This window comes from Enterobacter sp. 940_PEND, assembly GCF_001059415.1.
Taxonomy (GTDB): domain Bacteria; phylum Pseudomonadota; class Gammaproteobacteria; order Enterobacterales; family Enterobacteriaceae; genus Enterobacter; species Enterobacter cloacae_M.
Genome location: NZ_JUMS01000127.1, coordinates 1 through 12,702, shown reverse-complemented (window position 1 = coordinate 12,702; position 12,702 = coordinate 1). Strand labels below are relative to the sequence as shown.

Below are 12,702 nucleotides of genomic sequence, written 5' to 3'. Positions count from 1 at the left end.
AGTTTAGATGCCAATTATCGACTATCCCGACTGGCTGCCGCTGGCGCAGAAGGCCAGCAAAAATATGACGCTCGATACCGGGTTCCAGACCGATCAGCCAGCGGTCGGCCCGGCAATCTTCGAGAATCAAACCGACGACCTGAAAGTGACATGGTCCCTGACGTGGATCTTCACTCTCGACCAGGAGCGCGCTTTTCAGCAGTGGCTGCGGAGCCCTAACTACCTCAATCGTGGCCTGAACTGGTTCCGGATGAGTATCAATCTGGGCGGTAGTGGCCTGCAACTCCAGGAACTTCACTTCACGCAGATGCCAGTGCAAACCAGTATCGACGGCGGAGTGGTGACCTGGACGGGAACCGTAATTGCTAACCATCTGTACAACGCCGACGATGAGTTCGACGACATCATTGTTGAACTGCCGCCGCCGTGGGATTCGTGGCTGGATATCGTTGTCACGGGTTATCCGGACGGGCGCGACCCAGAATCTCTTCCGAGAGTTCCGTAATGCCAACATTCAGAACTTATAAGCAGCAGCGCCCGACGCGCGGACTGTACGACACCATTACGTTCTACCATCCATCATTTGGCTACGTCCGCCTTGTCGATAAGCAGTTCTTCCCGAAGACACTTGGCGGACAGACGTACACGCCTGCGCGTTTTGAAATCGAAGAAAGCCAGCAGAGCGGCACGCCGGTGATCGACGCGACCGTGAAGTTAGGGCGTCTGTCGTCTGACATCAAAGCTCTCATGAAGCAGTGGAAGGGAGCGGCCCGGCTAACAGCTATTACGGCCACGCGGCAGATCTTCGACAGCGGCGATGTGTCGATGCCGATTAAGTCGTGGCAACTTTACGTCAAGACGGTGGATATCGATGCCGAGGCCTCATCGGTCACTCTGTCTGTCACCAACCCTCTGAACAACAACATTGGTCGCATTTATGATCCAGTCGAGTACACGGGACTTCAGTACCTCTGATTTTATCAGCAGGATGATCGGTGTGCCGTGGGCTAACCGGGCCTGTTCGTTCGAAAAGGTGGATTGCTGGGGGCTGGTGGTGCTGTATTACCGGAACGTTCTCGGTATAGAGCTGCACCAGACACCGGACTACGAAGCCGGTGAGGACTTCTTCACCTGCTATCAGGGTGACGTCGTCTTCTGGCGCCAGCTTGATAAACCGGTAGAGGGCGGGATATTCGTCGGGTACCGCGGCACGCAACCGGCGCATGTTGGTCTGGTACTGAACCGGCAGGCGCTGCATTCACGCGGCGAGAACGGAAGCGTGCGCATGGACTCGTTGCTGGTCATTCAGCGGGCATTCACCAAAGTGGAGTACTTTTCGTATGGCGCTGGTTGAGATATCAAATTTTCCAGGAACGCCTAAGCTGCGTTGCAGGGTGCCAAACGGCACCCTTTTTTATGACTGGCTGGCGGCAAATGACGCTACCTTTCACCGCGATCTGCTGATCGTCCGCAACGGCGTGAAGTTGGGCGACGATGACGAGCTGGCGTTTGAGCTGAGTGAGCTGGACCACATCCAGATATTCGACCAGCCGAAGGGCATTGTCGGCGACATCCTGAGCCCGATATTTAAAGTGGTGGGTCAGGTGTTTTCGTTCCTGGCGCCGAAGCCCGCTATCGCGAACAACGGCGGTAATACCGTCGACTCACCGAACAATAGCCTGACCGGTCAGACAAACACCGCGCGTGTGTATAAGGCCAAGCCGGACATCTACGGACAGATTCGTTCATTCCCGGACCTGATTCAGGAGTCGGTATTCGAATACGTTCACCAGACGTCCACCGACGGCGGCCTGAAGTACGTAACGGAATGGATGTGCATCGGGATCGGCAAATACGATTACGAGTCTGTGCGCTACTCAGAATCAAGCCTGGGCTCTCTTGCTGGTGCCGAATTCCAGTTCTTCCAGCCTGGCGAAGTAATCCCGCAGATCGTCGAAGGCTACGGGTTTGATGACGTCGACGGGCAGGAGGTCCCCGGGCAGAACGAGGCCAGCGATTTTCCGTTAGAGAGCGCTACTGCAACAACCGTGGTCAGCGGTACGTACTCCGGCGGCCAGATAGCGATGAAAATCGTGAAACAGGCCGAGTTTGACTACTTTATGGGGCTGGTGCTGCCGCATGCGGTTACCTTCACCATCAACGTTACGTACAACACAGCATCAGGCAGCGTAACCACTGACGCGACATTCTCCGGGACGCTGATCTCCGCCGTTGAAACAAACGACGGCGCTGTGGTTAATCCGGTGCGCTGGTACACGTTCACGATGAACCAGCTTGATGGTCATCAGGACATCCCGGCGAATGCCACGATCAACACAACGAAGTTCATCCTCAATGACAACGAGGCTCTGATCGTCGGACCGTTCTTCTCTCCTGTCGAGTCAACTCAGTTGTGGCTGCATACCCAGTCCAGCCTTGGAGGAAATAAGGAAACGAACTGGAAGGTAGTCATCTGGAAAATCGACGACGATTATAACCAGGTTCCAGGCACCCAGCAGACTTTCACATACCGGCAGACGACACCGCATGACTCAACAAGTGAGGTGTTCTACCGCACAGACAAAATCACACCGTCCGGCGGCTTTGGGAAATACGCGGTCAGCTTCCAGCGCACGGATAACTCCGGCGATGCGTCACTGCTGAAGGTCGAAGAGATCCACAGCATCAACATCAGGACGAACGTCGTTCATCCGACCGACACGCTGGTACGAGTGAAGGTGAGAGCGACTGAGAACGCGCTGGGGAGCCGCGAGCGCAAATATAACGCGCTGGTGACACGTCATACCATCACTTACGACCTGGACACGCAGACGGTGGATTACACGCTGCGTCCGTCACGCTCGTTCGCTGATGCTGTGGCGCACACCTGGCTGATTATGGGCGCGCAGCCGGTAAGCAGCATTGACCTCTACGGGCTGTATTCGATTGCTGAAAGCCTGCCTGATGAGCGCCTGGGTTATTTCGACTACACGTTTGATGACGAGAACGACTCGCTGGGCGACCGCGTGCAGGCGATCTGCAATGCGGCGTCAGTGGTGGCGTACTGGGACGATGGCGTGCTGACGTTTACTCGCGACCAAAAAGTTGATTACCCGGCTGCAGTATTCAATCGTGCCAACATGAAGACGGACGAATACAAAATGACGTACGAAGCCACTCTTCCGGGCGGCTACGACGGCGTGCAGGTGTCCTATGTCCACCCGACCACGAACAACAAGACATACATCAATTACCGCGTGCTGAACGGCTCCATCATCGAACAGGAAGCAGAGAACCCGAACAAGCTCGAGATAGTCGGCTTCCGTAACGAGTATCAGGCTCGGGAACGCGCGCTGCGCGAAACGAAGCGGCTTATCTACTCCCGGGTGAAGATGAACGCTAAGGTGTTCGAAGACGGCATTATCCAGGTTGGCAGCGTCATTCAGATGCCTGACATCTACGACAGCAACCAGCAGCAGGGTTACATCACCGGACGCGCCGGGAATGACTTCGACACCAGCGAACCGATTGCTTTTACCGGCTCAATGTATGTGCTGGTGACAGACAGCCTGGGTAACCCGACGCTGCGCTATCCGGCCACGGCCCGTAGCGATACCAAGTACGGATTCACCGCGGCAATACCAGACATTCAACTCAACATCTGGAACGGAGATACAGTGCAACTCCCGTCGCGTTATCTCATCGCGACAGTGGAAGAACTGGACAGCCAACTGTGGACGGTAAACAGCATCAAACCGAACACTGATAACACAGTCTCCCTGACTGTCGCGGAATACAGCGACGCCATCTACCAATAAGATTTTTCCCGACAATCCCAACCCGGCCACTGCGCCGGGTTTTTTATGGAATCAATATGGCTACGCAACCTACTCAAGACGCAGTACCAAGTGAATCGCCTCGCGACCTGAAATTTAACGCGGGGAAAATTGACGAATTTGTTACGTCTGAAAACCATGTTTATGTTGACAGGTTTGGCGAAGAGCATCGTACAATTGAGGGAATAAATTACGATGCGAATCAGGCAATTCTGAATTATGGCTATATCACGAAGGATTCTTTTGAAGATGGCAGCACCATTAGCCTTGCTAACGAGTGCTTACGCTGGGAGAGCAACGGCGAGTACTACAGATGGGATGGGCCGCTCCCCAAAGTAGTTCCCCCTGGATCTACGCCTGATAGCACTGGTGGGATTGGTAAGGGGAAATGGGTAGGTGTTGGTGATGCATCTTTAAGGGCTGCGCTGGCGGCGCCGGGCGGCGTGAGTCTCGTTAATGGAGCTCTTTCTCAGCAAAGTCTGGTTCTGCAGTCAATTACTAAGATCCCAAGCTATGTTAACTCGAACGTAGTGCAGGCATGGCGTGATAGTGTTGCTTCATATGGGTATGTTTACTTCTCGAATCATTCAAAATCTCAGATGGTTTACACTGTGCCGTCTACAGCTGCGAATGCTTCTTTCCTTGCGAAGAGTAAAGTAATCATTGATAAAAATGTCACCCTGAGATTCGACAGTGATCTGTACTCACTGTTTAAATCGTTGCAGTACGAGGGGGAGGGTACGTTTGAATTTACGCACCTGAACTTTAAAGCAACCGGTGGAGAAGTGGATTACCTGGCTAAGCAGGCCATCCTCAACCGAAACCCTATTCGCATGAAGCGAGTGGAATGGTCAGATTGTACAGTTTATTCCATAAATGGTGACACGTTCTCCTATGAAGGTAAAGTCACCATATCCTCAGATAGCGCAGCTATCTTCTCCTTAACTACTAACCGTACAACAGGCCTGTTCGCACCAATAGATATTGGAGAGCATATTTCTGCACATATTCGCATGGAATCTCAGGCCGCCTCAGAAGTTGGGATTGTTCTGCGATGCTCTGGTGGTTGGATGATGTTCTATGGGGCACCAGGTGCTACACAGTGGTCTTATAGACAGAAACCAATTGGTAGTCCAGTAGCAGAAGGAACTCCATTCCAGCTGCCAGGAGGTTTACTGTCGTACGCCCCGGGCAAAGCAACCGTTGGCGTATCACTGCAAGGTAAAAACTGGGCGCAGATAACGATGAATGGCGTCGGTATCCGTGTTCCATTCGATACTTCAGTGGTAGGTGATGTTTATGAGGTGGGATTTGTTGCGCTAACAGCGTCATCATCAGGCGCTGCTCGTGTAACTGGGCTATGCAGCTATATTTCGAACAATGGCGTGCATGGTAAGCCGCCACTAAATATTCTGATTCATGGAGATAGTACGGCTGAGAATTTTATTTCCTCATTCAGTTCATACATTCCGCAGCTTATGGATGGAGCCAATGGGCATCGTTCATGGAATATTGTGAACAAAGCTGTAGCAGGACAGACAATGCGGCAACAACTTGACCTCCTTAAGGCTCAGGGCCCTGGAAACGCTTATATTGTCATCATGGTGGCCGGAACTAACGAAGGGCAGGCAAATCAGAGCGGAGATTATATGGCTGCGCTGGTTGATGAGTTTGTACTTTATTGTACTGGAATTGGCAGGGTTCCTGTGTGGGTTGAGCCTTGGATGTGGTATAGCCAGTCATTTATTGGCGGCGCGGGTCAGCCTTCTGCTAACTATGACGGTGTGGCTGAGTTGCGCGAGGCAGGAAAGCGGAAAATGATGAAGTATGGTGCCAATGTTATTTGTGTAAGCACCACACACCAGTTACCAGCTCCACTTCCTGAATATTTCGGTACACAGTATGACCCATTGTTACGTGATGATATTCACCAGAGTCAGCTTGGGTATCGCCTGTATGCTGAAATAATCTGCTCTGCCATTATCGACTGGTGGTCACGTGTTGATTACACCCCAAGGGCTGTCGTTCAGTGGTGGGCCGGGGCAAACGTAACAGTACAGACACCCTCAAGTGTTTCAAAGAACTCGCTTAACGTAAAACTTTCCGCAACATCTTTTGCGAATGGCAATACGGTGCTGACTTTACCCCGCTGGTGCAGACCTCAAGTGACTAAAAATGTACCTGTTCCGTTTACCGCAGATGGGATTAGTTTTGGGATGGCAATGGCAACGATAAACGCTTCAACAGGGGCGATAACGATTGTTGGATCCACTACAACATCCCCAACATTCTACATTGATGCTTCATGGTAAAAAAGCAAGGGCCGCAACGCGGCCCTTTCACCTACTTCACATGTTTATTAATTTCTCTCATCCAGACGGCATATCCATTTTTGTTTAAATGAACACCGTCATCAAAGTACAAATCATTTTTTTTATCAGATAAAAACTCAGCGGGAACTTCGATCACCTTACAGTTGAACTTCCCAGTGCATAACTTATCAATTATGGTGTTAATCATGCTTATTCTTGAGTTAACATGGTCAACATCTTTTCTTGCTCCACTTATGATTGGCAAAACTTTCAATGCATAAACATTGTCAACGATGGAGGCGTTTCCAAGTAATTTCTCATAATCCCTCGAAATCTCTTCTTGTGTTTTCGAACCCATAGCATCGTTAACACCGCCCTCAATTATTGCGCCTTTATACCCAGATGCTTCGTAATCTTTTGACAAAGACAAAATCTGAGATATTGAATAACCACCTACACCCATGTTTACATATTTAAAGTTTAGACCATAAGGTGACATGCCTTGAATGAGCGAATCCCCGTATATTATGTAGTCACCATCGGCCTGGTTTGCATTCATTTTTTTAAAGTCGAGCATTACCGACTGAAAGTCAGATACGCGCTTAGTTGACATATAAGATTGAAAATGACGGTAAGCTACGGCACTAGACGCACACAACAGAAATGCAACTCCAAGCGCCATAACAATTTTAAGTTTTGATTTGTCATTATCAGATTTAAGGCTATTTATTAATTTTTTACCCATTTGTATTCCTGGGTTTTCAATTAGTTTTTCGCAAACAACCGCAGCTACAAATGAAATAGAAACGACAATAATATAAAAAGCCAGCAGTTTAATTGAAGGCGAAAAATCTGGAATATGCTTGTTTATAGCCCTCATTACGTATGATGTAAAAACAATATGCGTAATATACATAGCAAATGAAAGCTGACCTATCCTTCTTAGGATTTTCGGAGAGGCATTAGAGCGCTCAAGTCCTGATATAAGGAAAATAAATGCAATGGCTGAAATGGCTGGCACTATGCTGTAAAGAATGTGTCTATTCATGCTAAAAATAAAAATAGACACTGTAATTAGTGCTGCAAATAGTAGGTATGATGTTGTTTTGGAACTTACTATTTTATCAGCTCCATAAAATATCATGAACCCAGCAATAAATACACTTAGGTTGTTTGATATATTAAAGTACCAGAATGAGTTATTAAAGAAGCCAAGATTTGAATGCGATGAATAAAAAAGCTGAAACGCAAAGTTTAGTGTTGTTATAAATACCCACACTATAAATATTGCTTTTAATCCGGCCTTTCTATGCATTTTATCAAAAATGATAAAAAGTGCTGGGAATAATGCATAAAATATAAATTGAGTACCTATTGACCAACCGCCAGGAACAATTGTGTTATTGGCTGATGGAACCATGCCATGCAGCATAAATATATTTGAAAGAATATTTATAGCTGAATACTGACCTTCATGCATGTATGGTGCGCCAAGGTACTTGGTGCCAACATAGTTAAGAACAAAAAAACCAATAATTCCGCAGTAATATAATGGTGCAATCCTAAAAAAACGCCGAATGAAATATTTAATTGTTGGGTTTCTTTCACTCGATCTCCTGGTGTGAGACATGCACAGAGTCAAAGCAGAAGCCACAAAAAATAGCTGCACACCCATTTGCCCGAACGAAGCCACAGAACCAACCAGCCCAGGAAGACCATCAACTAACTGGGAAGTGTGGACCATTATCACCATTAAAATGGCTATGCCCCTGGTTGCATCTATGTAGCCTAGTTTGTTAACTGTATTGTCAACTTTCATACATCCTCTGATACCATTTTATTTTGTTAAGTATTTTCAAATGGAAGAAGGAACAGCACAACCATTTTTTTGCCAAGCTGGAAAAATTGATAGGCGATGGGATACCACTTAACTATACTGTATGTGCATACAGTGCTTTCGGAGGTGTACCATGGGTTTTCCGTCACCAGCAGCAGACTATGTTGAAGAACGCATATCACTCGACAAGCGTCTCATCGCTCACCCTTCTGCCACGTACATGATGATAGCCGGCACGACATACCTGCGTGCGGGGATCATGAAGGGCGCCATGCTCATCGTCGATTCATCGCTCACACCGAAAGACGGCTCCCTGCTTGTCTGTGCTGTTGATGGTGAGTTCAGGATCATGCGCTACAGGACGCTACCGCATCCATGTCTTGAGAACCCTGAAAATGGAAGGAGGGAGCCGTTACCATCGAAGGATGACGCCTCGGATACTTCGCGGCCGGTGTTTGGGGTGATCACCTATAGCATCAACGATGCTCGCTCTGGCGAGTTCGACGACTGCCCGGTGATGTGAAAAATGCGTTGTGTACCAAATTGCGTACCAAATAAAAATGTGATGAGGTGGACGGCTTTAATGGCGTGGGTTTCGTGGCTACTGCGCGTAATCATGAAATAAAAAAGTCGGGCGAGCGGCAGAGTCAGACACCAGTAATACCATCCTGTTAAAAAATGACGTCACTATGGTAAACGATCGTGCGGTTCAGACCGAATAAAAAGCACCGCCGTGACGCAAATTTGCGCGCCAGCTTCAGAGAAAAATCTGCGTTCTGTCACATTTTTTTGCAATTAAGCCAGGTAACGACATCAGAACTCCCGTAAAAAGGTCATCGATTTTTAATGACCTGAGGATATACCGTTGAAACGCCGTCTGTTTATTGCTGTTTCTTTACTCGCTTCGAGTGTCTCATCTGCTTTTGCGGCCGAACCACTGGATTTTTCGCCGCAGCCTCCGGCCATTCAGGCTGGCTCCTGGGTGCTGATGGACTACACGACTGGTCAGATCTTAACGGCGGGCAACGAACATCAACAACGCAATCCGGCGAGCCTGACCAAGCTGATGACGGGGTATGTGGTTGATCGGGCCATTGATAGCCATCGCATTACGCCGGACGACATTGTCACCGTCGGGCGTGACGCGTGGGCAAAAGGCAACCCGGTTTTTGACGGCTCGTCGCTGATGTTCCTGAAAGAGGGCGATCGCGTCTCGGTGCGTGATTTAAGCCGCGGTCTGATCGTCGATTCCGGCAACGACGCCTGCGTGGCGCTGGCCGATCACGTGGCGGGCGGTCAGCCGCAGTTTGTGAAGATGATGAACGACTACGTGCAGAAGCTGAACCTGCGCGATACGCACTTTGAAACCGTCCACGGGCTGGACGCGCCGGGCCAGCACAGCTCGGCCTATGACCTGGCCGTACTTTCCCGGGCCATCATTCACGGCGAGCCTGAGTTTTACCATATGTACAGCGAAAAGAGCCTGACCTGGAACGGGATCACCCAGCAAAACCGTAACGGCCTGCTGTGGGATAAAACCATGAACGTGGACGGGCTTAAAACGGGGCACACCTCGGGAGCGGGCTTTAACCTGATTGCCTCCGCCGTTGACGGGGAGCGTCGTTTAATCGCGGTGGTGATGGGGGCGGACAGCCCGAAAGGACGTGAGGACCAGGCCCGGAAACTGCTGCACTGGGGGCAGCAGAACTTCGATACGGTGCAAATCCTGCACAACGGTAAAAAAGTGGGGACAGAGCGTATCTGGTACGGTGATAAGGAGCAGGTGAAACTGGGCACCGACCAGGACTTCTGGCTGGCCCTGCCGAAAGCGGAAGTGCCGAACATCAAAGCCAAATACGTGCTGGATAAAAAAGAGCTGGAAGCGCCGATTGCTGCGCATCAGCGGGTCGGGGAGATCCAGCTCTATGACCGTGACAAGGTGGTGGCGCACTGGCCGCTGGTGACGCTGGAAGCCGTTGATAAAGGTGGACTGTTCTCTCGCATGAGCGATTATCTCCACCACACGCTTTAACCGCTGATGGGCAGACTGGCAGGGTTGCGAGTCTGCTCACATAATAAACACTCCTCGTTTGCCGATAATAGTAATCCAGCCTTACAGTGTATAAATATACAGTAATAAATGGAGGCAGCATGGACTACAGCATCAAGCAGCAACATAAACGTAAGATTGCCGGTTTTCATTTGGTCGGACCGTGGGAACAAACGGTAAAACAGGGCTTTGAACAGCTGGTGATGTGGGTGGACGGGCGCCACATTGAGCCGCTGGAGTGGGTTGCGGTCTATTACGATAACCCCGATGAGGTCCCGGCAGAAAAACTGCGCTGCGATACGGCCGTTACGGTGCCGGATGATTTCGTCATCCCGGAAAACAGCGAAGGCGTCATGATGACGGAAATCGCGGCCGGGGATTATGCCGTGGCGACGGCGCGCGTGGAAAACTACGACTTCGCCACGCCGTGGTATCAGTTCTTTAATTCCCTGCTGCAGGACAATAAGTACCAGATGGCGCTCAAACCCTGCTTCGAGCGCTATCTTAATGACGGCAATGCAGACGGCTACTGGGATATCGAAATGTATATCGCGGTAGAGCATAAAACGGCTTAAGCCTGCTAAATGAAGGGTTTTTCAGCCGGGAGCGATCCGCCCGGCTGAAAACACAGTACAATTGTGATTTGCCGTGTAGCTGGAGAGCGGGTGTGCGTCCCGACAAATCATTAACCCCTTTTGAAATTCGGTTGTACAAACATTACCGCGTGGTGCACGGGTGTCGCATCGCGCTGGCTTTCGTATTGACGTTTGTGCTGGTCCGTTTGCTGGATGTTCCGGAAGGGACGTGGCCGCTGATCACCCTGGTAGTGGTAATGGGGCCTATCTCGTTTTGGGGGAACGTTGTTCCGCGCGCCTTCGAGCGAATTGGCGGGACGGTTTTAGGCTCGGCCCTTGGGCTTATTGCCCTTAAGCTGGAGCTTATCTCGTTTCCGGTGATGCTGGCATGGTGCGGTGCCGCCATGTTCCTGTGCGGCTGGCTGGCGTTGGGCAAAAGACCGTATCAGGCCTTGCTGATTGGGATTACTCTCGCGGTGGTTGTCGGTGCGCCCGCCGGGGATATGACCACGGCGCTGTGGCGAAGCGGGGATGTCATCCTGGGGTCACTGCTGGCCATGCTCTTCACCGGTATCTGGCCGCAGCGGGCTTTTCTGCACTGGCGTATTCAGATGGCGAACTACGTCACCGCCTTTAACCGCGTCTATCAGGCCGGTTTTTCCCCGAATCTGGTCGAACGTCCCCGGCTGGAAAAGCATCTGCAAACGATCCTCAACGATGTGGTCAAAATGCGCGGCCTGATCACGCCTGCCAGCAAAGAAACCCATATTCAGAAATCGATTTTCGAAGCCATCCAGACGGTAAGCCGCAACCTGGTCTGCATGCTTGAACTGCAGATCAACGCGCACTGGGCCTCGCGTCCCAGCCATCTGTTGATGCTTAACGCACAGACCCTCAAAGAGACCCAGCAGATGACACAGCAAACGCTGTTGACCATTGCCCATGCGCTCTATGAAGGGAACCCGCAGCCGATACTGGCCAACAGCGAGCGGCTGAATGAGATCGTCGCGGAGCTGAAGCAGTTAATCAATGAACGCCAGAGCGATAACGTGGCGGAAACGCCTATTCATGGCTACGTCTGGCTGAGCATGGAACTGGCGCGGCAGCTTGAGCTGTTATCGCACCTTATTTGCCGGGCGCTGCGCAAATAAAAGGCTTATGTGACGCCTGCTGCTTCGATTCAGCAGCAATTGGGGTTATGATAGCTTTAAACGATATACTCATTGTCATTCGCAGCCGCTGTCAGTAAGGTTATTGTTACAACGGTTGCCTTAACGAATCCGAATCTCACATTATCAGGGGTGTAAAAATGGAAACTACCAAGCCTTCGTTCCAGGATGTTCTGGAATTCGTCCGCCTGTTCCGCCGCAAAAACAAGCTGCAGCGTGAAATCCAGGACGTTGAGAAGAAGATCCGTGACAACCAGAAACGTGTTCTGCTGCTCGACAACCTGAGCGACTACATCAAGCCAGGTATGAGCGTTGAAGCTATTCAGGGCATCATCGCCAGCATGAAGAGCGACTATGAAGACCGCGTTGATGACTACATCATCAAAAATGCTGAGCTGTCCAAAGAGCGTCGTGACATCTCTAAAAAGCTGAAAGTGATGGGCGAAATCAAAAACGGCGAAGCAAAAAGCGAGTAATCGCAGCGAATAGTGAAAAAGGCTCTCTGGTGACAGAGAGCCTTTTTTTATGATTCAGAACGCGGCTGTAGCTGATAAATCCAGGCCTGAACCTGCTTGCCTTCAAGAGTGGTCACCGTGACCTCAACCCGATCGTAACCGTCTTCAAATTCGTCCAGCATTTGCCAGTTTGCGGCAAGGTTATCCGAGATAAACAGATAGCCTTCGACGCGGGGGGCGTCAGGGTGGAGCACAATTCCCGGGAAGTCCGCCGCGGCGCCCCAGCCGCGTTCGTAAAACGTGCCGGATACGGAACCGGCCAGCCATTCGCCGCCGATGTTTTCAAGAATATGCGCATTAGAGTGGCCCGGGCGCAGCGTGCCGTAGACAAACAGAGCGTTCATTTTCCCTCATCCGCAAAGCAAAAAGCCTGCTTTAAAAGCAGGCTTTTTAAATTTGGCTCCTCTG

12 protein-coding genes are annotated in these 12,702 nt (G+C 50.5%); 10 read left to right on the top strand and 2 right to left on the bottom strand.

The window, feature by feature from the left end; genetic code table 11:
- The first annotated feature begins 7 nt into the window (after positions 1-7).
- The 5 genes from ADJ24_RS18805 to ADJ24_RS18785 are packed head-to-tail and all read left to right on the top strand — an operon-like array spanning position 8 to position 6,148.
- On the top strand, positions 8-505 hold the full coding sequence (locus ADJ24_RS18805; RefSeq protein WP_048703320.1) for a hypothetical protein: 498 nt from the start codon (positions 8-10) through the stop codon (positions 503-505).
- A complete protein-coding gene (locus ADJ24_RS18800; RefSeq protein WP_048703317.1) occupies positions 505-975 on the top strand; it encodes a hypothetical protein in 471 nt (156 codons plus the stop codon). Before ADJ24_RS18805 ends, ADJ24_RS18800 begins: the two co-directional genes overlap by 1 nt.
- Positions 976-988: 13 nt before the next feature.
- Entirely contained in the window at positions 989-1,354 is a 366-nt protein-coding gene (locus tag ADJ24_RS18795; RefSeq protein WP_048703314.1) for an NlpC/P60 family protein, read from the top strand.
- Entirely contained in the window at positions 1,341-3,818 is a 2,478-nt protein-coding gene (locus ADJ24_RS18790) for a host specificity factor TipJ family phage tail protein (RefSeq protein ID WP_045889152.1), read from the top strand. The genes ADJ24_RS18795 and ADJ24_RS18790 overlap by 14 nt, the downstream gene beginning before the upstream one ends.
- Before the next feature lie 56 nt (positions 3,819-3,874).
- A complete protein-coding gene (locus ADJ24_RS18785) occupies positions 3,875-6,148 on the top strand; it encodes an SGNH/GDSL hydrolase family protein (protein ID WP_075204441.1) in 2,274 nt (757 codons plus the stop codon).
- A gap of 31 nt (positions 6,149-6,179) precedes the next feature.
- Here the strand turns inward: ADJ24_RS18785 and ADJ24_RS24840 are convergent, their stop codons facing one another.
- A complete protein-coding gene (locus tag ADJ24_RS24840; RefSeq protein ID WP_080974989.1) occupies positions 6,180-7,967 on the bottom strand; it encodes an acyltransferase family protein in 1,788 nt (595 codons plus the stop codon).
- A gap of 151 nt (positions 7,968-8,118) precedes the next feature.
- Here ADJ24_RS24840 and ADJ24_RS18775 point away from each other — a divergent pair, with 151 nt between their 5' ends.
- The 5 genes from ADJ24_RS18775 to ADJ24_RS18755 all read left to right on the top strand — a co-directional run bounded on the left by ADJ24_RS18775 (position 8,119) and on the right by ADJ24_RS18755 (position 12,255).
- Positions 8,119-8,508 (top strand): S24 family peptidase, encoded by a 390-nt coding sequence (locus ADJ24_RS18775; RefSeq protein ID WP_047367880.1) that lies wholly within the window; start codon positions 8,119-8,121, stop codon positions 8,506-8,508.
- Positions 8,509-8,850: 342 nt separating this feature from the next.
- Complete coding sequence (gene dacD, locus ADJ24_RS18770) at positions 8,851-10,017, top strand: serine-type D-Ala-D-Ala carboxypeptidase DacD (protein WP_023312360.1); 1,167 nt, start codon at positions 8,851-8,853, stop codon at positions 10,015-10,017.
- 119 nt (positions 10,018-10,136) lie between these two features.
- Positions 10,137-10,610, top strand: a complete 474-nt coding sequence (gene sbmC, locus ADJ24_RS18765) for a DNA gyrase inhibitor SbmC (protein WP_023312359.1) — start codon at positions 10,137-10,139, stop codon at positions 10,608-10,610.
- A gap of 92 nt (positions 10,611-10,702) precedes the next feature.
- Entirely contained in the window at positions 10,703-11,761 is a 1,059-nt protein-coding gene (locus tag ADJ24_RS18760; protein WP_023312358.1) for an FUSC family protein, read from the top strand.
- A 158-nt stretch (positions 11,762-11,919) separates the two neighbouring features.
- Positions 11,920-12,255 carry a DUF496 family protein gene (locus ADJ24_RS18755; RefSeq protein WP_008499467.1) on the top strand — a complete coding sequence of 112 codons (336 nt, stop codon included), beginning with the start codon at positions 11,920-11,922 and terminating at the stop codon, positions 12,253-12,255.
- A 47-nt stretch (positions 12,256-12,302) separates the two neighbouring features.
- Here the strand turns inward: ADJ24_RS18755 and ADJ24_RS18750 are convergent, their stop codons facing one another.
- Positions 12,303-12,638 carry a gamma-glutamylcyclotransferase family protein gene (locus ADJ24_RS18750; protein ID WP_023312357.1) on the bottom strand — a complete coding sequence of 112 codons (336 nt, stop codon included), beginning with the start codon at positions 12,636-12,638 and terminating at the stop codon, positions 12,303-12,305.
- Between the last annotated feature and the right edge of the window lie 64 nt (positions 12,639-12,702).